The organism is Mycolicibacter icosiumassiliensis (assembly GCF_900078685.2).
Classification (GTDB): Bacteria; Actinomycetota; Actinomycetes; order Mycobacteriales; family Mycobacteriaceae; genus Mycobacterium; species Mycobacterium icosiumassiliensis.
The window spans coordinates 1-22,435 of record NZ_LT546170.1; the positions used below are offsets into that span (position 1 = coordinate 1).

At 67.5% G+C, this 22,435-nt stretch carries 21 protein-coding genes and 1 pseudogene; 6 read left to right on the forward strand and 16 right to left on the reverse strand.

Annotated elements, in window-relative coordinates; translation table 11 throughout:
• Positions 1-148, forward strand: a pseudogene (locus BN4346_RS42575) (MBL fold metallo-hydrolase); the annotation flags it as partial.
• 1 nt (position 149) lies between these two features.
• Here the strand turns inward: BN4346_RS42575 and BN4346_RS42580 are convergent.
• The 4 genes from BN4346_RS42580 to BN4346_RS42595 form a co-directional block, all read right to left on the reverse strand.
• Positions 150-1,784, reverse strand: coding sequence for an FAD-binding dehydrogenase (locus BN4346_RS42580; RefSeq protein ID WP_067976023.1), 1,635 nt, complete (start codon positions 1,782-1,784; stop codon positions 150-152).
• A gap of 19 nt (positions 1,785-1,803) precedes the next feature.
• Entirely contained in the window at positions 1,804-2,517 is a 714-nt protein-coding gene (locus BN4346_RS42585) for a DUF2334 domain-containing protein (RefSeq protein WP_067976135.1), read from the reverse strand.
• A gap of 62 nt (positions 2,518-2,579) precedes the next feature.
• Positions 2,580-3,923, reverse strand: a complete 1,344-nt coding sequence (locus tag BN4346_RS42590; protein WP_067976026.1) for a DUF2254 domain-containing protein — start codon at positions 3,921-3,923, stop codon at positions 2,580-2,582.
• Positions 3,923-4,411 (reverse strand): glutathione peroxidase, encoded by a 489-nt coding sequence (locus BN4346_RS42595; protein ID WP_067976029.1) that lies wholly within the window; start codon positions 4,409-4,411, stop codon positions 3,923-3,925. The genes BN4346_RS42590 and BN4346_RS42595 overlap by 1 nt, the downstream gene beginning before the upstream one ends.
• Before the next feature lie 120 nt (positions 4,412-4,531).
• On the opposite strand from BN4346_RS42595, the gene BN4346_RS42600 reads away from it, so the two are divergent.
• The gene (locus BN4346_RS42600) at positions 4,532-5,722 is read left to right on the forward strand and encodes a hypothetical protein (protein ID WP_067976031.1); all 1,191 of its coding nucleotides are present in this window, start codon (positions 4,532-4,534) and stop codon (positions 5,720-5,722) included.
• On the opposite strand, the gene BN4346_RS42605 is transcribed toward BN4346_RS42600, so the two are convergent.
• Positions 5,719-7,848 (reverse strand): S9 family peptidase, encoded by a 2,130-nt coding sequence (locus tag BN4346_RS42605; protein ID WP_067976034.1) that lies wholly within the window; start codon positions 7,846-7,848, stop codon positions 5,719-5,721. The two genes, BN4346_RS42600 and BN4346_RS42605, sit on opposite strands and share 4 nt — an antisense overlap.
• Entirely contained in the window at positions 7,845-8,741 is an 897-nt protein-coding gene (locus BN4346_RS42610) for a phosphoribosylaminoimidazolesuccinocarboxamide synthase (protein ID WP_067976037.1), read from the reverse strand. Before BN4346_RS42610 ends, BN4346_RS42605 begins: the two co-directional genes overlap by 4 nt.
• 130 nt (positions 8,742-8,871) lie before the next feature.
• On the opposite strand from BN4346_RS42610, the gene BN4346_RS42615 reads away from it, so the two are divergent.
• Positions 8,872-9,507 (forward strand): hypothetical protein, encoded by a 636-nt coding sequence (locus BN4346_RS42615; RefSeq protein WP_067976136.1) that lies wholly within the window; start codon positions 8,872-8,874, stop codon positions 9,505-9,507.
• Positions 9,508-9,569: 62 nt separating this feature from the next.
• Positions 9,570-10,427 (forward strand): type IV toxin-antitoxin system AbiEi family antitoxin domain-containing protein, encoded by an 858-nt coding sequence (locus tag BN4346_RS42620; RefSeq protein WP_067976042.1) that lies wholly within the window; start codon positions 9,570-9,572, stop codon positions 10,425-10,427.
• A 41-nt stretch (positions 10,428-10,468) separates the two neighbouring features.
• Here the strand turns inward: BN4346_RS42620 and BN4346_RS42625 are convergent, their stop codons facing one another.
• The 3 genes from BN4346_RS42625 to BN4346_RS42635 are packed head-to-tail and all read right to left on the reverse strand — an operon-like array spanning position 10,469 to position 13,671.
• Positions 10,469-11,692 (reverse strand): cytochrome P450, encoded by a 1,224-nt coding sequence (locus BN4346_RS42625; RefSeq protein WP_067976046.1) that lies wholly within the window; start codon positions 11,690-11,692, stop codon positions 10,469-10,471.
• A gap of 5 nt (positions 11,693-11,697) precedes the next feature.
• Entirely contained in the window at positions 11,698-13,083 is a 1,386-nt protein-coding gene (gene purB / locus BN4346_RS42630; protein ID WP_067976047.1) for an adenylosuccinate lyase, read from the reverse strand.
• A gap of 6 nt (positions 13,084-13,089) precedes the next feature.
• The gene (locus tag BN4346_RS42635; protein ID WP_067976050.1) at positions 13,090-13,671 is read right to left on the reverse strand and encodes a hypothetical protein; all 582 of its coding nucleotides are present in this window, start codon (positions 13,669-13,671) and stop codon (positions 13,090-13,092) included.
• A gap of 108 nt (positions 13,672-13,779) precedes the next feature.
• Between BN4346_RS42635 and BN4346_RS42640 the strand changes: the two genes are divergently transcribed.
• Positions 13,780-14,421 carry a TetR/AcrR family transcriptional regulator gene (locus BN4346_RS42640; protein WP_067976052.1) on the forward strand — a complete coding sequence of 214 codons (642 nt, stop codon included), beginning with the start codon at positions 13,780-13,782 and terminating at the stop codon, positions 14,419-14,421.
• A gap of 10 nt (positions 14,422-14,431) precedes the next feature.
• On the opposite strand, the gene pntB is transcribed toward BN4346_RS42640, so the two are convergent.
• The 3 genes from pntB to BN4346_RS42655 all read right to left on the reverse strand — a co-directional run bounded on the left by pntB (position 14,432) and on the right by BN4346_RS42655 (position 18,170).
• Positions 14,432-15,853: a Re/Si-specific NAD(P)(+) transhydrogenase subunit beta gene (gene pntB / locus BN4346_RS42645; RefSeq protein WP_067976056.1), complete on the reverse strand. Its 1,422-nt coding sequence runs from the start codon at positions 15,851-15,853 to the stop codon at positions 14,432-14,434.
• A gap of 35 nt (positions 15,854-15,888) precedes the next feature.
• On the reverse strand, positions 15,889-17,412 hold the full coding sequence (locus tag BN4346_RS42650; protein WP_067976138.1) for a Re/Si-specific NAD(P)(+) transhydrogenase subunit alpha: 1,524 nt from the start codon (positions 17,410-17,412) through the stop codon (positions 15,889-15,891).
• A 128-nt stretch (positions 17,413-17,540) separates the two neighbouring features.
• Entirely contained in the window at positions 17,541-18,170 is a 630-nt protein-coding gene (locus BN4346_RS42655; RefSeq protein WP_067976058.1) for a TetR/AcrR family transcriptional regulator, read from the reverse strand.
• An 80-nt stretch (positions 18,171-18,250) separates the two neighbouring features.
• Here BN4346_RS42655 and BN4346_RS42660 point away from each other — a divergent pair, with 80 nt between their 5' ends.
• Positions 18,251-19,102: an alpha/beta hydrolase-fold protein gene (locus BN4346_RS42660; RefSeq protein ID WP_067976060.1), complete on the forward strand. Its 852-nt coding sequence runs from the start codon at positions 18,251-18,253 to the stop codon at positions 19,100-19,102.
• Between the two features lie 58 nt (positions 19,103-19,160).
• Here the strand turns inward: BN4346_RS42660 and BN4346_RS42665 are convergent, their stop codons facing one another.
• From BN4346_RS42665 to BN4346_RS42680, 4 genes are all read right to left on the reverse strand, one after another.
• Positions 19,161-19,760, reverse strand: coding sequence for a hypothetical protein (locus tag BN4346_RS42665; protein WP_067976063.1), 600 nt, complete (start codon positions 19,758-19,760; stop codon positions 19,161-19,163).
• Positions 19,761-19,790: 30 nt separating this feature from the next.
• Positions 19,791-21,059: a phosphoribosylamine--glycine ligase gene (purD, locus tag BN4346_RS42670; RefSeq protein WP_067976066.1), complete on the reverse strand. Its 1,269-nt coding sequence runs from the start codon at positions 21,057-21,059 to the stop codon at positions 19,791-19,793.
• Between the two features lie 76 nt (positions 21,060-21,135).
• Complete coding sequence (locus BN4346_RS42675) at positions 21,136-22,011, reverse strand: SDR family NAD(P)-dependent oxidoreductase (protein WP_067976069.1); 876 nt, start codon at positions 22,009-22,011, stop codon at positions 21,136-21,138.
• The gene (locus tag BN4346_RS42680; RefSeq protein ID WP_067976072.1) at positions 22,008-22,433 is read right to left on the reverse strand and encodes a carboxymuconolactone decarboxylase family protein; all 426 of its coding nucleotides are present in this window, start codon (positions 22,431-22,433) and stop codon (positions 22,008-22,010) included. Before BN4346_RS42680 ends, BN4346_RS42675 begins: the two co-directional genes overlap by 4 nt.
• Between the last annotated feature and the right edge of the window lie 2 nt (positions 22,434-22,435).

Genomic DNA, 22,435 nt, shown 5'->3' on the forward strand with positions numbered 1-22,435 from the left:
CCTGCGCGCGGTGGCGCCGCGGGCCGCGGTGCCGATCCACCAGGGCATCATCGCCACCGAGGCTCGCGGGATTTATCACGGCCGTCTGGCCGAGATGGGACGCGCCGACTTTCAGGTGCTGCCCGAGGAAAGTTCTGTCACCTTCTGATCTAGGCGATGTCGCTGGCGGCGCCCCGACCGGCAGCCCGACCGGAGAAGATGCACCCGCCCAGGAACGTGCCCTCCAGCGCCCGGTAGCCGTGCACGCCACCGCCCCCGAAACCGGCCACCTCGCCGGCCGCGTACAGCCCGTCGATCGGCTTGCCGTCAGAACCCAGCACCCGGGAGTCCAAGTCGGTCTCCAAGCCGCCCAACGTCTTCCGGGTCAGAATGTGCAGTTTGACCGCGATCAGCGGACCGGCGGACGGATCGGTCAGCCGGTGCGGAGCCACCACCCGACCGATCCGGTCACCCAGGTAGGACCGGGCGCCGCGGATCGCGGTGATCTGGCCGTCCTTGCTGAATCGGTTCGCCACCTCTCGGTCGCGCGCGGTGACCTGGGCCTCCACCGTCGCGTAGTCCAACGGCACCACGTCGGGCAGGTCGTTCATCGCGGCGACCAGGTCACGCAGCGACGAGGCGTGCACGAAATCCACCCCGCGGTCGATGAACGCCTGCACCGGCGGAGGCGGCCCGGACCGGGCACGTGATGCGGCCAGCTGGCGCAGACTGCGGCTGGTCAGGTCGGGATTCTGCTCCTGGCCCGACAGCGCGAATTCCTTCTCGATGATCCGCCGGTTCAGCACGAACCAGGTGTAGTCCTGACCGGAGCGGGCAATGTGCTCGAGCGTGCCCAAGGTGTCGAACCCGGGATACAGCGGACCCGGCAGCCGCACGCCGGCAGCGTCGAGCCACAGCGGCGACGGGCCGGGGATGATCCGGATGCCATGGCCCGGCCAGATCGGGTCGTAGTTGGTGATGCCCTCGGTGTAGTGCCACATCCGGTCCCGATTGATCACCCGGCCGCCGGCCGTCTCGGTGATCCCGATCATCCGGCCGTCGACGTGGGCGGGCACCCCGGCCAACAGTTGCGCGGGCACCCGGCCCATCCGCTCGGGCCAGTTCTGTCGCACCAGATCGAGATTTCCGCCGATGCCACCGCTGGCAACCAGCACCGCAGGGGCACGGAACTCGAACTCTCCCACTGTGTTCCGCGACGTCGCCACCTCCAGCACACTGCCCCGAACCCCGGTCACCCGGCCGCTCTCGACGATCAGCTCGTCGACCCGGTGCCGGAAGGCGTACCGGACCCTCGAACGCCCCCGCAGCCGGCCCGCGAAGATCTCCACCAAAGCCGGTCCGGTGCCCCAGGTGATGTGGAACCGGGGCACCGAGTTGCCGGGCCCGATGGCGCCGTAACCGCCACGCTCGGCCCAGCCCACCAACGGAAAGACTTTCAGCCCGCGGGCCCGCAGCCAGCTGCGTTTCTCACCCGAGGCAAAGTCCACGTAGGCGTGCGCCCATTGGCGCGGCCAGTGGTCCTCGGGCCGGTCGAAGCCCGCGGTGCCCAGCCAATCCTGTAGCGCCAGTTCGTGGCTGTCGCGGACCCCCAGCCGGCGCTGCTCGGGGCTGTCGACGAAGAACAGGCCGCCGAAGGACCAGAACGCCTGTCCGCCCAGGTTCGCGCTGTTCTCCTGGTCGACGATGAGCACCCGCTGGCCGCGCTCCACCAGTTCGCAGGCCGCCACCAGGCCGGCCAGACCCGCCCCGACCACGATGGCGTCGGCGTCCGCCCTACCGCTCATGGCGTCCCAGGGTAACGACTCAGGCGCTCAGCTCCGAGGCCACACCGACCGGCTGGAGCGGCCAGCGGTAGCGCTCCGGCCGGCAACCGTGGCCCAATGCCGTGTCCACCGCGTCCAGCATGGCCTCGGTCACGCCCAGCTTCTTCAGTTGCCGTGCACCTACCGACAGTCGCACCATGCCGTCGCGGCGCGCGATACGTTCGCTGGTCGCCACCACCATCCGGCACCACCAGGGCGTGGTGAGAAAGCCGGCCCCGACGCCGATCACCCGAGCCCGCACGGTTTGGTCCAGTACCAGGTCGGTGACGCCGTGCAGACCGGCCAGTAGCCGGAAACCATTGCGCGGCAATGCCCTGACGGTTCCCGGCGACACGGTCCAGCCGGGTGCGGCGAACAACCGGGTGCGCAGTCCCAGATGCTCGAGTACGCGGTCGGCGCCAAGTAGTCGCAGATTGGCCTCATGGGCGGGCAGCGTGGCGAACTCGCCGCGGCGCTTCTTGGTGGCGGCCTCGTCGAAGCCGTGCAGCACGATCGCCGCACCGTCGGCGCGCCGCCGCGTCAGCCACTCGACGGTGCCAGGATCTCGGTCGAGCCGGTAGTCGGCACCCAGTCGCGGCGCCACCAGCAGCGATACCGGTACGCCGCGGGCATCCAGTTGCGCACAGAAGGCCTCGGCATCGGCCTGGGTGTGGGCCCCGATCCCCGAGACGGAGACGATCAGTTGTCCGGTCACAACATTCAGTGTGACCAGCACAGGTGTCTAGCCGGTGACGTCGAGGAAGACGTCAGATAGCGCTACGGAGCCGCCCGCCGGCGGCTGTGGTCAGCCGGATCGGTGGTGTCGGCGGCGATCGCCTTGAGTCGGGCCAGGTCACGGGGATGCAGACCCGGCGCCATCTCCAGCGATTCCAGAAGCAGGTCGGTATGCTCCCGCAGGGCAGGCAGGTGCTCGGGCCGGCCGGATTCCTTGACGTGGGCGACCAGCATCCGCAACACCCGCAGGATCGCCGCTGCCACCAAGGGCTGACTGGGCGCAACCTGGCGAAGTTGGTCGAAACCGTGCCCAATGTATTCCTTGGGGTCCAGGTCCCAGGGCCGTAACAGTATTCGTCCGTCCGGTCCGGCGACCGCCCGCGGTCGCGGCTGTACCGTCAGCACCCGCCGCAGCAGGCTGCCCACCCGCAGCGTGGCCTCCACCGCGGTGGTCGGGTCATTGATCGCCGAACTGAGCGCACGCAGCCCGATATCGACCAGCTGACGGAACGCGAAGTCGACGTCTTCCTGCATGGTGCGGCTGTCACTGACGACGACGGCCCGGGACAGCTTGTGCCGCACCCGATCCGGATTGGCCGGCACCGGCCAGATGGTGACAAGTGGCTGGCCGAGGTGGATGTAGGCACCGACGCGGGTGTCCAACCGGATTGTGGTTCCGGCCGGGATGGCAGCCAACAGCCGTTCAGCGTGGACCTGACTGACCCAGCCGTTGCCTGGCGAGGCCAACCGCAATGCGTCCGGGGGAACATCCATGTCGGCCTCGTGCGCGGGTTGTTCGTGGGCGGCGGCGGCCGCGACGGCGTCGATCACCATGGAGCCCTCGGCCGCGATCTCGCGCACCACCTGTCCGACCTCCAGCCGATGAGCCAGGTGGTCGACGTGCCCGATGATCGTGATGACGGTGGCGATCGTCAGCACTACCGCGACTGTCACCGTCAACGGCGGCGCAGGGACCGGCGACGACCCATTGAGATCGGGCAGACTCAGCACGCAATACACGAACGTCGCGACCAGCAGGCCGATGACAACCTGGCTTAGCCGGTCCCGGATAAACCACCGCATTACGCGGGGCGAAAGCTGCGAACTCGCCAGCTGCAGGCTCACGATGGTCAGCGAGAAGATGACTCCCGCTGTGGTGATCGTCGCGCCGGCGATGGTGGACAGCAATGTGGTCGCCACGCTGCTATCCATCTTCAGCAGGTAGCGCGGCGATGGGCCGATGTTGCGGTCCGCCACCCGGGTGATGACGGCGAGTGCCATCCCGCCGAACACGATCACCAGCGGCAACGCGAACAGGCTCTCCCGGAACCGGTAGGCCAGTGCCGCCGCCCGCACACTGGGGAAGCGTTCCGACCGGGTATGCATCAGCCAGGCAGGACGGCTTCGATGGCGGCAAGAACCTCGGGCGCGTCCGGCACCGTGGTGGGCCGGAAGCGGTTGACTACGGTGGCACCCGGGGCGAGCAGGAATTTCTCGAAATTCCACTGCACGTCACCGGCGGCGCCCTCGGCATCGGCGGTCTTGGTCAGCTCGGCATACAGCGGGTGGCGGTCCGCGCCGTTGACATCGGTCTTGGCCAGCAACGGAAACGTCACCCCATAGCTGGTGGAGCAGAAGGTCGCGATCTCTTCGGCCGTTCCGGGCTCCTGACCCATGAACTGATTGCAGGGCACGCCCAGCACGGTCAGGCCGCGGTCTCCGTAGTCCTGCGCGAGCTTCTCCAGCGCACCGTACTGCGGGGTGAGTCCGCATTTGGACGCGACGTTGACGACCAGCACCGCACGGTCGGCGTAATCGGCCAGCGAGGTGGACCGGCCGTCAAGAGTGGTCAGGGGAATATCGGCGAGGCTCATGGGCGCGACGTTACCCGTGTCGATGCCCACCGCGAATAACCGGCCGCGATTCGAATTTTTGACCAATTTTCTGCAGAACAACTAAGCTCATTCTCAGTTAACGTCGTTGAGGGGGCAGTCATGTATCACCCCGCCGTTTGCAGGTTCGTCACCGCGGGAATCGTCATCACCGGTACGGGTCTGATCGCGGCCACTCCGGTGGTGGCTCCCCCAGCGTCAGCCAACCCGGTCCCGGTCGTGCAGCTCACTTCCGGCATCGGCGACCTGATCACCCCCTACGCGGATCTGTTCACCAATACCTGGGCCAACGTCTCGACCATAGCCACGGACTGGTTCTCCGACCCGTTCCCGTTTCTGCACCAGATACTCCTCAATCAGGCCGGCTACGCGCAGGACATCTTCGCGGCGCTCGTACACGGCGATCTCCCGGGCTTCGGCCAGGCGCTGCTGGACGCCGGAACGGGCATGTGGCACAACTTCGGCAACGTCGTTGACACGGCGTTCGACTTCTCGGTGGGCGTGGACACATCGACGATGTTCGACGACGTCGAGGAGCCGTCCGCCGGCGAACTGGTCGCCGCGGTCCTCAGCGGCAACTTCCACGACCTGATCCAGGGCGTCATCAACAGCGTCGGCAGCCCCGAGCTGGAGCTGGGGGTACCAGTCGCGTTACTTATCGATGCCCTGGGGGCGCCCATCCTGGGCTGGAATGCATTGGCGGACAGCGCCAACGCCATCTTCGGCGACCTGCGCGGCGGCGACTGGTGGGGAGCGTTCGCCGGCACCTTCACCGCACCAGCGCACTTCATCGATGCCGTGCTCAATGGCTCCGGAGTTCCGCTGGACTTCCTCAGCGCCTTCGGATTCTCCCCCGACGATCTGGTGGGCGAGAAGTTTGATCTCGGATCGGAGCCGGTGGATGTCCCGGTCCTGGGGACGGGCACCGCTCACCTGGGCTACATCACCGTCAAGGCGATAGACGGCACCATCCCGCTGGGCGGCCTGCTGGCCCAACTCACGCACCCCGAGATCAACGGCACCCTGCAGTACTCCGGCGGCCAGGTTGTCTTCGACGAGCGCTGCTTTCCGATAATCGGTTGCTCGACAACCCCACCCATCGACATCAAGTCCGACCCGGACACCTTCGACATCGCCCGGGAGCTGACGGGCACGCCGATCGGCGGCATCCTCCCGGCCTGGCTGAACTGGCTCCCCCACCAGTTCGCGGATGCGATCACCCTGTCGGCGACCGCCGAATCGGCCCAGGCCACGGCCGATCTATTCGGCTTTGGCCTCGGGCTCACCGGTTAGCCCGACTCGACCGAGACGCCGACCACCGCCAGCAGCCAGGCGTAGGAGAACGCGATCTCTTTCCAGCGTTCGTAGCGCCCGGAGATACCGCCGTGGCCGGCGTTCATCTCAGTTTTCAGCAACACCGGGTTGACGTCGGTCTTGGTGTGCCGCAGCGCCGCGACCCACTTCGCCGGCTCGACGTAGTACACCCGGGTGTCGTGCAGCGAGGTCATCGCCAGGATCGGCGGATATTCCCGGCGGGCGATGTTTTCGTACGGCGAGTAGGACTTCATGTAGAAGTAGACGTCCTTGTCGTCCAACGGGTTTCCCCACTCGTCCCACTCGATGACGGTCAGTGGCAGCGACGGGTCCAAGATGGTGGTCAGCGGGTCGACGAACGGGACCTGCGCCACCACCCCGGCGAACAGGTCCGGCGCCAGGTTGGTCACCGCGCCCATCAGCAGGCCGCCGGCGCTGCCGCCCATCGCCACCAGATGCCCGGGCTGGCAGACCCCAGCGTCGATCAGGTGCCGTCCCACGGCGACGAAGTCGGTGAAGCTGTTCTTCTTGTCCAGCAGCTTGCCGCGCTCGTACCACAGCCGACCCATCTCACCGCCGCCGCGAACGTGAGCGACGGCGAACACCATGCCCCGGTCCAGCAGCGACAGCCGAGCGATCGAGAACTGCGGGTCCTCGCACGCCTCGTAGGCGCCGTAGCCGTAAAGCAGTGTGGGGGCTGGTAGTTCGATACCGGCCCGGTGCACGATCGACACAGGGACCCGGGTGCCGTCCTCGGCGTAGGCCCAGTCGCGGTATTCGACGTAGTCGGTGCTGCGGTAGTCGCCCAGCACCGGTTGTTCGCGCAGCAGGGTGCGTTCACCGGTCGCAAGGTCGATGTCGTAGACCCGCACCGGGGTGATGAACGACGTGGCGCCTACCCGCAGTTTCGGGGCGTCCCAGTTCGGATTGGTGGCCAGGCCCGACGACGTCAGCTCGGTGTCGAAGGTGATCTCCTGCGGCGGCTGGAGGTCACCGTCGACGCCGATCGGCCACAGTTGGATGCGGGGCAGGCCCTCGGCGCGGTAGCCGACCACCAGGTGGTGCGCGAAGGCATCCACCGAGTCGAGTCGCACGTCGTCGCGTCCGGCGATGAGGGTCTGCTGCGCGTTCGGTTCGTTCACCGGCGCCTGGACCAAGGTGAAGTTGACCGCACCGTCGTTGTGCAGCATCAGGAATTGGTCCCGGCCGCCGATGATGGCGTGCTCTACGGAGTATTCGACACCTTCGCGGCGAGGCAGCACCACCGTGAAATCGGCGTGCGAATCGGCTGCGTCGGCGTAGCGCACCTCGGTGGTGATCGACGAACCGGCCGCGATCATCACGTAGGCGTCGCTGCGGGTACGGCCTACCGCCAACCAGAATCGCTCGTCGGCCTCGTGGTAGACCTGCTCGGCGGACGCTGCGGAAGCACCGATTCGGTAGCGCCACACGGTATCCGGACGCCAGGCTTCGTCGACAGTCGTGTAGTAGACAGTCTGGTTGTCGGTCGCCCAAGTCACCCCGGCGCCGATCCCGGCGATCTCGTCGGCAAGCAGTTCACCGGTGGATAAATCCTTGAACCGCAGGGTGTACCGCTCGTCGCCGACGACGTCGACTGAGTAGGCCAAGATGTTGCTGTCCGGGCTGACGCTGGCAGCACCGAGCGCGAAGAAGTCGTGCCCTTGCGCCTCGGCGTTCTGGTCGAGCAACACCTGCTCGCCGGGGATCTCGGTGGCCTCGTCGAGCTGCGGCGGATCCCAGTCGTCCGGGCTGCTCACCGGGCAGCGGCATTGCACGCCGTACTGCTTTCCTTCGAAGGTGCGCGCGTAGTACCACCAATCGCCGCGACGAGCGGGTACCGACAGGTCGGTCTCCTTGGTGCGGGCCTTGATCTCGTCGAAAATGTTCTGGCGCAAAGGTTCCAGATGTGCCGTGGCGGCGTCGGTGTACGCGTTCTCGGCTTCCAAGTGGGCGATCACCGCGGGATCAGCCTTGTCGCGCAGCCACTCGTAAGAGTCGACGAAGGTGTCCCCGTGGTGCGTGCGGATGCTGTCTACTCGCTTAGCCGACGGTGGGGCCGGAAGGTCTTGTGACACGTCGGTCATGCTCCGGGGCCGACCCATTCGTCAAAGGACAGACCTGAAATACGTTCGTAGGCCTCGATATAACGGGCGCGAGTCGCGGCGATGATGTCGTCCGGCAGTGCCGGGGGCGGTTGATCTCCGGCCCGGTCCCAACCCGATTCCGGACCGGTCAGCCAGTTGCGGACGAACTGCTTGTCGAAGCTCTGCTGCACCACCCCGGCCCGGTAGTGGTCAGCCGGCCAGTACCGCGACGAGTCGGGGGTGAACACTTCGTCGGCGAGTACCAGATTGTCGTGTTCGTCGATGCCAAACTCGAACTTGGTGTCGGCGATGATGATTCCCTTGGTCAGCGCGTGGTCGGCCGCCTGCACATAGGTCGCCAGGGTGCGGTCGCGCAGCTGGCCGGCGCGTACCGGGCCCACCATATCGATCACCTGCGCGAACGAGATGTTCTCGTCGTGCTCGCCGATCTCGGCCTTGGTCGCCGGAGTGAACAGCGGGTTGAGGAACTTGCTGGCTTCGACAAGCCCGGGCGGCAAGGGGATGCCGCACACGGCGCCGCTGCGCTGGTAGTCCAGCAGGCCCGAGCCGGTCAGGTAGCCGCGGGCCACGCACTCCACCGGCATCATCTTGAGTTGGCGAACGACCAGCGCGCGGCCCAGTACCTCGTCGGGGATGCGCGGGTCATCCGGCGGCCCGGCCAGGTGATTGGGGGCCTCGACGAGGTCGAAGAAGAAGACGCTCATCGCGGTCAGGATGCGTCCCTTGTCCGGGATCTCGCTGTCGAGGATGTAGTCGAACGCCGAGATCCGGTCGGTCGCGACGAACAGCAGATGTTGATCATCGATCCGGTAGAGTTCGCGGACTTTGCCGCTGGCCAGGTGCTGGTAATCGGAGAGCGCGGGTCGCGACATTGCGTCAGCCTATCGGTGGTCGCAAGCGCGACGAAGTCGGGCGCGGCGGGCCACCGCCATCAACACAGCGGTGGTCGCAAGCGCGACGAAGTCGGGCGCGGCGGACGGCGCCGTGTGTTGGGATCGGATCATGACGTCCCGGTTGCTGCCCTACGCCACCTCCCCCGGCCGCTTGCTGGCCCAACTGTTCAGCGACCTCGTCGTCGCGGCATGGACCTTCCTGTGGGTCATGGTCGCGCTGGCGGTGCACGGCGCGGTGACCACCATCGCGGGAGTCGGGCAGCAGTTCGAGCGTGGCGCCAACGGTGTGGCCGACAGCTTGGCCTCGGCCGGCAAGAGCGCGGATCGTATCCCGCTGGTGGGCGACGCCGTGAGCAAACCGCTCACCGCGGCCGGACACGCCGCGATCGACATCGCCGGGGCCGGCCACAACCTGAACACCACCGCGGGCTGGCTGGCTTACGTGCTTGCGTTCGCGGTGGCGGCCCCGCCGATTCTGGCGGTGGCGATGCCGTGGCTGGCCTTGCGGCTGCGGTTCTTCCTGCGCAAACGAGCGGTGCTAGGGCTGTACGCCACCATGGCCGGGCAGCAACTGCTGGCGCTGCGTGCGCTGACCAATCGGCCTTTGGGCAAGCTGACCGCGGTCAGTCCCGACCCCGCGGGGGCCTGGCGCCATGCCGACCCGGCGGTGATCGGGGGCCTGGCCGCCCTGGAACTGCACTCCGCGGGCCTGGCTCGACGACCTCGGCGCGCCCTTGCCCGCTGAGCGGTCACTAGCACGCCGAAATCGCAAGGAACCGGGCGCGGACCTGGGTGCGTCCGATCTGTATGGACAACTATCTGCGGCGCCATGACGGTGTGATCACCCGCTCGCAGGCCTTGGAATGCGGCCTGTCCAGCTCAGCCATCGGCCGGCGAATCCAATCCGGGCGCTGGCGGCGCTGCGGTCCTGGTGTGTACTTCGCCGACGATCGCCCATTCACTACCGCCGCGCGCATCCGGGCAGCGGTGTGGAGCTACGGGACTGAGGCCGTCGCCAGCGGATTGGCGGCGGCGTGGTGGCACCAGCTGACCACAGCCACACCGAATCTCATCGAGGTCACCGTGCCTCGCAATTCGCACGGCAGGCCCCATCGCGGCACCCATGTCAGGCGTCGCGACCTGTCCCCGAAGGATGTGGTCGAACGCAGGGGGCTGCTGGTCACCGGGCTGGCGCTGACCACTCTTGAGGCCGCGGCCCGTCGTGGTGGCGGCCCAACGCTGATGGATACCGCGCTGCAACGCCACACCGAACTGCCACACCTGTGGCATGCCCATCTGCGCAACAGCGGCCGCCACGGATCCCCGACGGCCCGTCGGATGCTGCACGCAGCCGAAGGCGGCGCGCGTTCCCAAGCCGAACGAATTCTGGTGCGACTGTTGCACGACGCGGGCATCACGGGATGGCAGGCGAACTATCGACTAGGAGGCTACCAACTCGATATCGCTTTTCCCGACGTCAACGTCGCGATCGAGGTCGACGGGTGGGCATTCCACAGCAGCCCAAACAAGTTCGAAGGTGACCGGGTGCGGCAGAACCAGATCGTGCTGCTGGGTTGGACGGTGCTCCGGTTTACCTGGCTGGACCTGACCACAGCCCCGGATCGCGTCATTGCCCAGGTGCGGCGGGCGATTTCGGCGCGATAGTGCCCGCCCAGCGGGCGGAAACGCGCCGAAATCGCACGGGACTACGGCCGCAGTTCCACCATCATGTGCCGCATCCCGGTGTGCCGATTGCTGCGCGTCCACTCCACCGGCGCCACCACCGCCACGTCGCCGAACCGGCCCAGCAACTCCTCGTAGAGCACCCGCAGTTCCAGACGGGCCAGATGCGCACCCAGGCAGAAATGCGCGCCGTGACCGAACCCGATGTGCGGATTGGGTTTGCGAGTGATGTCGAACTGCCCGGCCCGGTCGAACACCGCCGGATCGCGGTTGGCCGAACCCTCCCAAACCAGCACCTTCTGGCCGGCCTCGATGGTCTGACCGCCCAGCACCGTGCGCCGGGTAGCGGTGCGCCGTTTCGACGGGGCCGGTGAGGTCCAGCGCAGGATCTCCTCGATCGCGGTGGGCAGCAGGCCGAAATCGCCACGGAGCAAACGATACTGGTCGGGGTACGCGGACAGCGCCAGCAGCCCGCCGGCGATCGCGTTGCGAGTGGTCTCGGCGCCGGCACTGAACAGCAGCTGGAAGAACAGATACACCTCAAGATCAGTGAGCGCGGGATCGGTCGAGTTGGCCACCACCGAGAGCATGTCGTCGGCGGGCTCAGCGCGTTTGGTCGCGATCAACTCGCGCCCGAAGGTGTAGACCCGGTTGCCGGCGTCCTCGATGGACAACCGCGATACCACCGCCTTACGCGAGCCGCGGAAGTCGAAGCTGGGCTCGATCGCCTCGAACAGCCAATGCCGGTCAGGCTCGGGAACACCCAGCAGGATGCAGATCATCTGCATCGGCACCTCGGCGGCGATGTCGACCAGGAAATCAAAGGGCACCCCGGGCTCGACGGCGTCGAGCAACGCCCGTGCCCGATGCCGCAGATCGGTCTCGACGCGGCGGATCATCCGCGGAGTCAGTCCGGAGCTGACCAGCCTGCGGACCTGGGCGTGCCGCGGGTCGTCCATCATGTTCAGCAGCTGGCCTGCGATCGGCAGGTCCTGCAGCACGGTGCCGCCGAACGGCCGCTGCCCGCCGGTGACCGAGGAATAGGTCTGCGCATCGCGCAGCACTTCCAGCGTTTCGGCGTGCGTGGCCACCGACCAGAAGCCTTCGCCGTCCGGGGTGTGAGCGGTGGGTTCGTGCCAGAACACCGGGGCAACGCGGCGGTGCAGCGCGAACAATTCGTGCGGGAAGCCGTCGGCAAAGTTGTCCAGATCGGTGAAGTCGCTGCCCGCGAGCTCCTGGACCGCCATGACGGCTACAGGATCGCGCCCGGGCTGTAGGCGGCTCCGGCCGGGTACCGCTCGACCCGTTCGCCCCCCGCGCCGGTGAAGGCCTGCCGGTCGGCGACGGCCGCATCCAGCGCGGTCCGGTCCAGCGGCAGCCGCTCGTCGGCGGCCAGCCGATCCAGCAGGTCGGGTTCGGCGCCCCGCTCGCGCATCGCCAGCGCGACGGCCACCGCGTGCTCCTTGATCACCTCGTGGGCGGCTTCGCGGCCCACCCCGGCGCGCACCGCGGCGATCAACACCTTGGTAGTGGCCAGGAACGGCAGGTAGCGGTCCAGCTCGCGGGTGATCACCGCCGGGTAGGCCCCGAACTCGTCGAGCACGGTCAAGAAGGTTTCGGTCTGCCCGTCGACGGCGAAGAAGGCGTCGGGCAGTGCGACGCGGCGCACCACCGAGCAGAAGACGTCGCCTTCGTTCCATTGCGCGCCGGCGAGTTCCGCTGCCATTGAGGCGTAGCCGCGCAGCACCACCTGTAGGCCGTTGACCCGTTCGCAGCTGCGGGTGTTCATCTTGTGCGGCATGGCCGATGAGCCCACTTGGCCGGGCGCGAAACCTTCGGTGACCAGTTCGTGGCCGGCCATCAGCCGGATGGTCTGGGCCAGCGAGGATGGGCCGGCGCCCAGTTGCACCAGCGCGGAGACGACGTCGTGGTCCAGCGACCGGGGGTAGACCTGCCCGACGCTGGTCAGCACGGCGGAGAACCCCAGAAAATCTGCGATGAGGCGCTCCAAATGCGCCAGTTTGGTGGTATCGCCGTCGAACAGATCCAGCATGTCCTGCGCGGTGCCCATCGGCCCTTTGATGCCGCGCAGCGGGTAGCGGTCGATCAGCTCGCGTACTCGCCCCAGCGCGAGCAGGGTTTCCTCGGCAGCCGAAGCGAACCGCTTGCCCAGCGTGGTGGCCTGCGCGACGACGTTGTGGCTGCGCCCGGCCATCACCAGGTCGCGGTAGGCCACCGCGTGGTTGACCAGGCGCGCTGCGACCGCGACCCCGTGGTCGTGGACGAGTTGCAAGGACTGGCGGATCTGCAGCTGCTCGACGTTTTCGGTCAGGTCGCGGCTGGTCATGCCCTTGTGGATGTGCTCGTGACCGGCGAGGGCGTTGAACTCCTCGATACGGGCTTTGACATCGTGGCGGGTCACCCGCTCGCGGGCTGCGATCGATGCCAGGTCGACGTCGCCGAGGACGGCCTCGTAGTCGGCGATCGCCTGTGCGGGGACCGGCACGCCCAGCTCGGACTGGGCGCGCAGCACCGCCAGCCACAGCCGCCGTTCGGCAACGATCTTGGCCTGCGGCGACCAGATGTCTGTCATGGCGGTGCTGGCGTAACGGGTGGCCAGCACGTTGGGGATGCTCACGAGCAGCTAGCTTACGGTCGCCCTGTCCGGTGGAGTCGGACTGGCCTGGGCAGCCCGCATGGCTCCCTCGATGATGGGGCCGCGACCTTCGGACAGCGATATCGCGGCATCGATGAGGTATTCCCTGACGACCTGGACAGCGCGCCACGGGGGCAACGGTTCGCAGATGAAAGCCGGGTTGGTTCGGGTGGCACGGCGCAGCACGTTCTGACATCCCTGCGAGAACTGCACGCGCTGAACCGTCACGTCGTCAGCCCGGCTGGTTAGCGGGTAGGGATTCTGGGTGTAGCGAATGCAGGCGCCGTAGCGGTCGATGCCGTACCCGGCCAGCAGGCCGTCATAGGTGTCGATGGTGACCGGCCAGAACGGCGGCGCGAGCTCGAAGGACCGCACGATCTCTCGCCGCGGCCCGACGGGGACATGTCGGGTGAGGGATCGGGTCCGGCACCGGGTGGCAATGTCGTAGGGGCGCACCCGCTTGTTGTGCATGAACTCAAGGAATAGCTCGACCGCTATCCGAGCTGCCGGCGGCCACTCGGGAGGCACCAACGGGGCATTACCCTCGTTGGCGTGGCCAACGGTCAACACGGCGACTCCACATGTCGAGAAAAACGGACAGGCTCGTAGTCTGACACAGACTGCGAGTCGGTGAGTACGCTTTGGCCAATGGGGAACGGGAGGCCAACCCGGCGGGACATGCACGCTGAGCTCACGCGGACCGCGGTGCTCGACGCCGCCCGGACCCTTTTCGTCGCCAAGGGCTTCGAAGCGACCTCGGTCGACGAGATCGCGCAGGCATCGCACTCCAGCAAGGGTGCCGTCTACCACCACTTTCGGGACAAGCAGGCAATCTTCGCCGAGGTCTTCCGGGTCAGCCAGTCCGACGTCATGCAGGCCGTACTGCCAGGCGCCCTGGAGTCGATGCCCGGCGATGCCAGCCCGTGGGAACAGGCGCTGTTGGCAATCAGCGCGGTGCTGCGCTGCTACGTGCACAATCACGACGCACGGGTATTGCTGCGGGAATCGGCCAGCGCCTTGGGCTGGGACCGCAAGCAGACCGTCGATGAGGAATTGGCGCTCCCGCTGCTGCGCGGCGTGCTCGGCGAGCTGATCGAGGCCGGCGAGATCGTCGCGGTACCAATTGGCGTCACCGCCGAACTGCTCTATGCCCTGCTCAGCAAGACCGGTCCCATCATCGCCGCCGCCGACGATCCCGCCCAGGCGGTCAACGAGATCGAGCCGGTCCTGTTCGCGCTACTGAACGGCCTGCATCGCGAGCCGCCGCAATCGGCGGGCCATACCAAACGCTTGGGTTTCGCCCGACCGCAATCGCCCTAAGCAAGGGCGCTTACAGCGCGTGCAGGATGTCTTCGACCCGGTCCTTGGCGTCACCGAAGAGCATGGCGGAGTTCTGCCGGAAGAACAGCGGGTTCTGCACGCCCGCGTAGCCGGACGCCATGGAGCGCTTGAAGACAATCACGTTGTCGGCGTCCCACACGGTCAGCACCGGCATCCCCGCGATCGGGCTGGACGGGTCTTCGGCGGCGGCCGGGTTGACGGTGTCGTTGGCGCCGATCACCAGGACCACCGACGTGTCACCGAAATCGTCGTTGATCTCGTCCATCTCCAGCACGATGTCGTAGGGCACCTTAGCCTCGGCCAGCAGCACGTTCATGTGGCCAGGCAGTCGGCCGGCGACCGGGTGGATGCCGAAGCGCACGTTGACGCCACGGTCGCGCAGCTTGCGGGTCAGTTCGGCGACCCCGTACTGGGCCTGGGCCACGGCCATCCCGTAGCCGGGGGTGATGATCACCGAGTCGGCGCCGCCCAGCAGCTCGGCCACCCCTTCGGCGGTGATCTCGCGGTGTTCGCCGTAGTCCTTGTCCTCGGCCGGGCCGGCTTCGATCCCGAAGCCACCGGCGATCACCGAGATGAACGAGCGGTTCATCGCCTTGCACATGATGTAGGACAGGTAGGCACCCGAGGAGCCGACCAGCGCGCCGGTGATGATCAGCAGGTCGTTGGAGAGCAGGAAGCCCGAGGCGGCCGCCGCCCAACCGGAGTAGCTGTTGAGCATCGAGACGACCACCGGCATGTCACCGCCGCCGATGGAAGCCACCAGGTGCCAGCCCAGCGCCAGCGCCAGCAGGGTCACCACGATCAGCAGCCACAGCTTGGGCTCGTTGACGAACCACACCGTCAACGCGACGAACGCGACCAGGGCGCCGATATTGAGAAAGTTCTTGCCGGGCAGCATCAACGGGTTGGACTTCATCCGCCCCGAGAGCTTGAGGTTGGCCACGATCGAGCCGGTGAAGGTCACCGCACCGATGAACACCCCGATGAACACCTCAGCCGAATGGATGCCGAACAGCCCCTGGGCGGCCAGTTCGCGGGCGGCCGGGCCGCACGGGCAATGCTCGACGTGCAGGTAGCCGTTCCAGCCGACCAACACGGCAGCCAAGCCGACGAACGAGTGCAGCAGCGCGATCAGCTCGGGCATGCCGGTCATCTCGACGACCCTGGCGCGCCACAACCCGATCGCCGCACCCACCACGGTGGCCCCGATCAGCAACGCCAAGCCGACCGGATTGATGTCGTGATGCACCGCCAAGGTGATCGTCGCGGCCAGCGCCACCGCCATCCCGAAGATGCCGAAGCTGTTGCCGGCCTTGGACGTCTCGTGCTTGCTCAGCCCGGCCAGGGCCAGGATGAACAGCAACGCCGCGACGATGTATGCCGCCGAGGCGGCGGTCTCAACTGAAAACATAAGCGGGGTCTACTCCAAGTCGGGGTATGCAGCGCCTAGCTGCGGGAGAACATGGCCAGCATGCGGCGGGTCACCGCAAAACCACCGAAGATGTTGATGCTGGCCAGCAGGATCGCCGCGGCGGCCAAACTCGTGATGGCCGGGTCACCGTGGCCGATCTGCAGCAGCGCGCCCACCACGATGATTCCCGAGATCGCGTTGGTCACCGACATCAGCGGCGTGTGCAGCGCGTGGTGCACATGGCCGATCACGTAGTAACCGATCACGATCGCCAACGCAAAGACGGTCAGGTGCACCTGCAGCGCCGCCGGCGCCATCGCGACCAGTGCAAACAGCACGGCCGCGGCCGAGACCACTACGCCCAGCCGGCGCCCGGCCGACATCGGTTCTTTGCTCGCCTTGACGACCACCGGGGCTTCGACAACCTTCGCCGGGGCTGCCGAGACCTGCACCGGGGGCGGCGGCCACGTCGACTCACCGTCGCGCACCACGGTCATCGACCGCTGCACCACATCGTCGAAGTCCAGCACTAGCTGGCCGTCCTTGCCGGGTGTCATCAACTTCATCAGGTTGACCAGGTTGGTGCCGTAGAGCTGCGACGCCTGCGCGGGCAACCGGCCGGCCAGGTCGGTGTACCCGATGATCGTCACTCCGTTGTCGGTGACGACGGCCTGGTCCTTGACGGTGCCCTCGACGTTGCCGCCGTTGGACGCGGCCATGTCGACGATCACGCTGCCGGGCTTCATCGCCGCCACCATCTCCGCGGTGATGATCCGCGGCGCGGGCTTACCCGGGATGAGCGCGGTGGTGACGATGATGTCGACGTCGGCGCACTGGTCGGCGTAGAGCTGCGCCTCCCGGGCCTTGTAGTCGTCGCTCATCTCCTTGGCGTAGCCGGTGGCCGACACCTCTGTTTCGGCCGATTCGATCGACAGGTACTCCCCGCCGAGCGAGCGGACCTGGTCGGCGACTTCGGGCCGCGGGTCGGTGGCCCGCACGATCGCCCCCAGGCTGCCGGCGGCGCCGATCGCGGCCAAGCCCGCAACCCCGGCGCCGACCACCAGCACCTTGGCCGGCGGCACCTTGCCCGCGGCGGTCACCTGACCGGTGAAGAACCGGCCAAAGACGTGGGCAGCCTCGATCACGGCGCGGTAGCCGGCGATGTTGGCCATCGAGCTCAGCACGTCCAGCGACTGCGCGCGCGAGATCCGGGGAACCGCGTCCATCGACAGCGCCGTGATGGGCCGGCGGGCCAGATCCTCCACCCGTTCCGGGTTCAGGGCCGGCGCCAACAGGCTCACCAGCGTCGCGCCCGGCTTCATCCCGTCCAGCTGCTCGGTGGACGGGGCGTTGACGCCGAAGACGATGTCGGCGGTGCGTGCATCGCCGATGGTGGCGCCGGCCTCGGTGTACGCCGCGTCGGAAAACGACGATGCGTCGCCGGCACCGGAATCCACTACGACGTCGTAACCGAGCTTGGTCAGTGCAGCGACCGTCGTCGGCGTAGCCGACACACGCGTCTCACCGGGCTGCGCCTCGGATAGGACACCGATATTCATGACGTAGCTCTCCACATTCGCATCGCTTCGCCCTGTGCGGGCGACTTTTCAGGCGTCTACTTCCCCGTGTTACCCGTCAGTAGCTAAAGAGCGACAAAGGGATCGAGGCAGCATACCGTGCGTGCTTCTCAGGCCGACACGGCGCGTTGATCCAGTGGAGCGAGCATGTCGATGACGTCGATGACTGCGGCCCTGGCGGCCGCCCGTGGCCCCTGGAGGTCATCGAGGAGTGCTGCCATCACCGCACCGTCGACCATGCAGACCAGGGAATAGGCCATCTCGACCCGCGCGATCCGTCCGGATCGTTCGACGGCCTCGGTGACCGCATCGGACCGTTGATGCAGGATACGGCGCTGAACGTCACGCAGCGCCGGGTGGCGGGAGCACACGATGTAGCGCTCGTAGCGGGAGATGAGCTGCTCGGTGAGCTGCTCACCGTTCTCCGGATTCTCTTGCGACCCCACCAACAGCTCCACCAGGATGTCCGCCGTGGTCTCGGCGCTGCGCCGCCGGCGAGACAGCTCGCTGATGCGGGCGCGCAATTGAGCGACCTCCAACATCCCGATGTGCTCCACCGCATGGGCGATGAGGTCTTCCAGTGACGAGAAGTAGTAGGTGGTCGAGGCCAGCGGCAGCCCGGCTCGCTGCGCGACAGCGCGGTGCCGCACCGCGTCGAACCCACCCTCACGCAACAGCTCGGCGGCGGCGCTGATCAGCGCATACCGCCGCCGTTCGCCTTTGGGCGTCACTGCTGTCATCACGCTTAGAGATGCTGCCAGCCCGGGTAGCGCTGCATCATGCATTTCCGTCTTTTCGAAACAAACGGCACGCCGCTGGCATGATGGCCGCCATGGCGGAGTTGAGCCGACGAGCGGTGCTGCGCGCCGGGGCCATGATGGGCACTGCGAGCGCTGTCGCTTCCTGGGGGGCGGGTTCGCTACTTGGTGCGCGACCCACGCAGGCCGCGCCGCTGCAGAGCGCACCCACGATGACGACGGGCTCGTTCACCTCGGCGGCGCGCGGGGGCATCGCCACCAACTGGGCGATCGCCCGGCCCCCCGGCCAGACTGGGGCGTTGCGTCCGCTGATCGCGCTGCACGGCAAGGGCAGCGATGCCGCGACAGTGATGGCCGGCGGCGTGGAGCAGGGCCTGGCCGAAGCTGTCGACGCGGGACTGCCCCCGTTCGCGGTGGTCTCCGTCGACGGCGGCGGAAGCTACTGGCATCGCCGCACCTCCGGGGAGGACTCGGGGGCGATGGTGACCGACGAATTGTTGCCGCTGCTGGCCGAGCAGGGTCTGGACACCTCCCGGGTGGGATTCATCGGCTGGTCGATGGGCGGCTACGGCGCGCTGCTGCTGGGGGGCCGGCTCGGCCCGCGCCGGACCGCGGCGATCTGCGCGGTCAGCCCCGCATTGTGGCTGTCGCCCGGAGCGACGGCGCCGGGCGCGTTCGATGGCGCATCGGACTTCTCGGCCAATTCCGTGTTCGGGATGCCGGCGCTGGGCTCGATCCCGATTCGAGTGGACTGCGGAAACGGTGACCCGTTCTATTCAGCGACCCAAGCCTTTATCGCCCAGCTGCCCAACCCCCCGGCGGGCGGTTTCTCCCCCGGCGGGCACGACGGGTCGTATTGGAGTTCTCAGCTGCCGGCTGAGTTGACCTGGATCGCCCCATTGCTGACGGCCTAAACGTTCGTCAGTCGCGCCGGCAGCGCAGTCCGGCCTCGGAGAGGTAACTCCAGGCAGGCTACTGGCAGAGCTTGCCCAGCGCGGTGATGTCCGAATCGAGGTCATGTCCAAGCTGCTCACGCTCCGTATTCGGTTGCCCGACAAGGTAGCTGAGGTTCAGACGCTCTAACGCAGCGGCCATCTTCTGGGTGGATTCCACGATGTCGTGCGGCGTCGCGGGGTCCGCCTCCAGCCGGCCACGCAGATATGCCGCACCCGCAGTCAGCGACAACCGCGCGTTGGCCGCTACCGCGAGCTGGGCCACGGGGTTCTCCGGGTCCGGGTTCTTCATGTGCATGTTGTTGGCCACCGCCTGACGAGCAAGGACGACCGCGCCGCAGACATCTTTCTTCGCCTCGTTGACCTGCTCACCGCTGAACTTGGCCGAACCACCCGAGGAAGAGCCACCCGACGGGTGCCACAAGCCGGCCACCACCGCACCACCGATGAGCCCGGCAACCAGTCCGGCCGCCGCGGAGATCAGCAGCGGGCCGCGGCTCGACTGCGCCGGGGTCGGGGCCGGAGTGGGAGCTGACCGCCGTTTGGCCGTGCCGGCTTTTTTCGCCGGGGGATCCTGCTTTTCGGATTCAGTGGATTCCGGTTCAGTTTGGTCAGCCATGCCACCAAGGATAGCGGTAGGCCCCTGCAGTCAGATCTGGATCTTCCCCTCGGCAGCCGCCGCGCCGATGTCGCTGCGGAAGTGGCTTCCCGGCAACCGAATTGAATTGAGGATTCGATATGCGTCGGCACGCGCGGCAGTTAGGTCGTCTCCGACTCCCACCACCGACAGCACGCGCCCGCCGGAGGACACCACCGCTCCATCGTCACGGCGCTCGGTACCGGCGTGCAACACCCCATCCGCCTCGGCGCCCACGATCACGTCACCGACACGTGGCCGGCCGGGGTAGTTCTCCGCGGCCAGCACCACGGTCACCGCCGCCGCGTCCCGCCAGCGCAACTTGCCGAACTCGCTCAGTCCGCCGGTGGCAGTGGCATGCAGCAACTGCCCGAGCGGCGACTCCAACAGTGCCAGCACCGCCTGGGTCTCCGGATCGCCGAAACGGCAATTGAATTCGACCACTGCCGGCCCGGTCGAGGTCATGGCCAGACCGGCATACAGCAAGCCGGTGAACCGGCTGCCTCGCCGGAGCAGTTCGGACGCGACGGGTTCGACGACGTCGGTGACGATGCCGGCCACAGCCTCGCGGGACAACCACGGCAGCGGGGCGTACGCGCCCATACCGCCGGTGTTGGGTCCGCTGTCACCGTCGCCGACCCGCTTGAAGTCTTGCGCCGGCAGCAGCGGCACCACGGTGGCGCCGTCGACGACGCAGAACAGGGACAGCTCGGGGCCGTCCAGGAAGGATTCCAATAGCACCGGATGCCCGCTGTCGAGCAGCCCGGCGGCGTGGGCTCGGGCCGCCGCCCGATCTGCCGTCACGACGACGCCCTTGCCGGCGGCCAGCCCGTCGTCCTTGACCACCCAGGCCGCCTCCCCGGCATCAGGACCGAACCGGGTCAGGGCGGCGTCCAGGTCAGCGGGGCTGTCGACGATCTCCGAGCGGGCGGTGCGCACGCCGGCGGCGGCCATCACATCCTTGGCGAATGCCTTGGAGCCCTCGATGCGAGCGGCGTCCTGTGAAGGTCCGAAGCAGGCGATCCCGGCGGCACGCACCGCATCGGCCACACCCAAGACCAGCGGTACCTCCGGCCCGATCACCACCAGGTCGGCCTCGACCTCGCGCGCCAAGGCGGTGACCGCCGACGCCGAGGTGATGTCGATGTCTCGTTGCTCGGCCACCGCCGCAGTGCCGGCGTTGCCAGGGGCGATCACCAGGTGATCGACCTTGGGATCGTTGCGAAGGGCTAGGAGTAACGCATGTTCCCGGGCACCGGAACCGATCACCAGGACGCGCATGGGCGCTACTCCTCTCTGAGTTCGCCTCGCTTCGTCATCGGCGAGACGCGAGATGCGAGACAAAGGATATAGAAGGTCAGCGGCTCGCCACCATGGCGTGCAGTTCGTCGACGGTCCAGGGCGAAAAGCGCTGGTGATCGCGGTATCCGAGCACCGAGGGAACGGGCCGCTCGAAGCGGCCGAGGAAGCCTCCCGAGGCCAGGAACACCGATCCGCTCACCTCGCCCGACAGGTCACTGGCCAGGTAGGCGTACAGCGGAGCGACGTAGTCGGCCGGGGCTGGGTCCAGCGAGGCCCGCATGCTGATCTCGTCCAACAGGCCCCTCGCGTTCAGGTCTCGGATGTGTTTCTCATAGTCGTCTCCGGTGGACAACCGGGTCTTGGCACCGGGACAGACGACGTTCGCCCGCACCCCGTAGGGCGCGAGCTCCGCGGCCAGTGCCACGGTCAGGCCGTTGATCGCGCCCTTGCCGGCGGGATAGCCGGTGCCGCCGTAATCGCCGAGAAATGCCACCGACCCGCTGTTGACGATCGAGCCACGGCGCTGCTCAACCATGATCGGCGCGGCCGCTCGGCAGGTCTGAAACGCCGTACCCAAATGTGCGTCGAGCAAGTCGTGGAATTGCTCGGTGGACACCGACAGGATTGAGGAGCCGGGGGGTTCGGCGACGCCGGCGCAGTTGATCAGCACGTCGAGGCTGCCGTATTCCTCCCGACAGGCCTGGACCAGCGCCACGGCGGTCGTCTCGACATGGGCCGCACCGGCCAGGCCGACGGCCCGCCCACCCGATGCGGTGATCGCGTCGGTGGTGTCGTCCACCGCGCCGGGGTCCCGGCCGTTGACCACCACGCCGGCGCCGCACGCCGCCAGCAGTTCGGCAACCGCTCGCCCGATGCCGCGGCTGCCGCCGACCACGACGGCTGCCCGTCCGGCGAGCAGGGTGTCGCTCACTTGCCCTTCTGTTTATCCAGCACGGCGGCGACGTTGGCCTTCTTGTCCTCCGACTTGCCCTCGGCGGCGGCCTTGTTGCGCTTGGCAATAACCTTCTCCACCACGGCGTTCAGCCCGGATCCGCGTGGGAAGCCGACGTAGTGGGTGATGAAGATGGCCATCTCGCGCAGCTCGTCCTCGGTCAGCTCGCCGTTGTGCAGGGCGGCGTTGACCTGGATCTCGGCCAGGTCCTTCTCCCCCACCGCGGTGACTACGGTCAGCGTCATCAGGCGCTTGTCGCGCATGGAAAGCCCGGGCCGGCTCCAGATCCGGCCGAACAGGTGATCGGCGGTCAGCGCGAAGTACTCGCCCGGCATGTCGGGCATATCCCAGGCGTAGACCTCGTTCATCTTGGCCAGCCCGGTACGGCGCAGTTCGTCCATCA

Excerpts from the sequence above, each read along its gene's own strand:
- BN4346_RS42655 (WP_067976058.1), bottom strand. The coding sequence starts at position 18,170 with ATGACAGCAGTGACGCCCAAAGGCGAACGGCGGCGGTATGCGCTGATC.
- BN4346_RS42610 (WP_067976037.1), bottom strand. The coding sequence starts at position 8,741 with ATGTCGCGACCCGCGCTCTCCGATTACCAGCACCTGGCCAGCGGCAAA.
- BN4346_RS42625 (WP_067976046.1), bottom strand. The coding sequence starts at position 11,692 with ATGGCGGTCCAGGAGCTCGCGGGCAGCGACTTCACCGATCTGGACAAC.
- BN4346_RS42580 (WP_067976023.1), bottom strand. The coding sequence starts at position 1,784 with ATGAGCGGTAGGGCGGACGCCGACGCCATCGTGGTCGGGGCGGGTCTG.
- BN4346_RS42665 (WP_067976063.1), bottom strand. The coding sequence starts at position 19,760 with ATGGCTGACCAAACTGAACCGGAATCCACTGAATCCGAAAAGCAGGAT.
- BN4346_RS42600 (WP_067976031.1), top strand. The coding sequence starts at position 4,532 with ATGTATCACCCCGCCGTTTGCAGGTTCGTCACCGCGGGAATCGTCATC.
- BN4346_RS42650 (WP_067976138.1), bottom strand. The coding sequence starts at position 17,412 with ATGAATATCGGTGTCCTATCCGAGGCGCAGCCCGGTGAGACGCGTGTG.
- purD (WP_067976066.1), bottom strand. The coding sequence starts at position 21,059 with ATGCGCGTCCTGGTGATCGGTTCCGGTGCCCGGGAACATGCGTTACTC.
- BN4346_RS42595 (WP_067976029.1), bottom strand. The coding sequence starts at position 4,411 with ATGAGCCTCGCCGATATTCCCCTGACCACTCTTGACGGCCGGTCCACC.
- BN4346_RS42640 (WP_067976052.1), top strand. The coding sequence starts at position 13,780 with ATGCACGCTGAGCTCACGCGGACCGCGGTGCTCGACGCCGCCCGGACC.
- pntB (WP_067976056.1), bottom strand. The coding sequence starts at position 15,853 with ATGTTTTCAGTTGAGACCGCCGCCTCGGCGGCATACATCGTCGCGGCG.
- BN4346_RS42590 (WP_067976026.1), bottom strand. The coding sequence starts at position 3,923 with ATGCATACCCGGTCGGAACGCTTCCCCAGTGTGCGGGCGGCGGCACTG.
- BN4346_RS42660 (WP_067976060.1), top strand. The coding sequence starts at position 18,251 with ATGATGGCCGCCATGGCGGAGTTGAGCCGACGAGCGGTGCTGCGCGCC.
- BN4346_RS42615 (WP_067976136.1), top strand. The coding sequence starts at position 8,872 with ATGACGTCCCGGTTGCTGCCCTACGCCACCTCCCCCGGCCGCTTGCTG.
- BN4346_RS42680 (WP_067976072.1), bottom strand. The coding sequence starts at position 22,433 with ATGGACGAACTGCGCCGTACCGGGCTGGCCAAGATGAACGAGGTCTAC.
- BN4346_RS42605 (WP_067976034.1), bottom strand. The coding sequence starts at position 7,848 with ATGACCGACGTGTCACAAGACCTTCCGGCCCCACCGTCGGCTAAGCGA.
- BN4346_RS42620 (WP_067976042.1), top strand. The coding sequence starts at position 9,570 with ATGGACAACTATCTGCGGCGCCATGACGGTGTGATCACCCGCTCGCAG.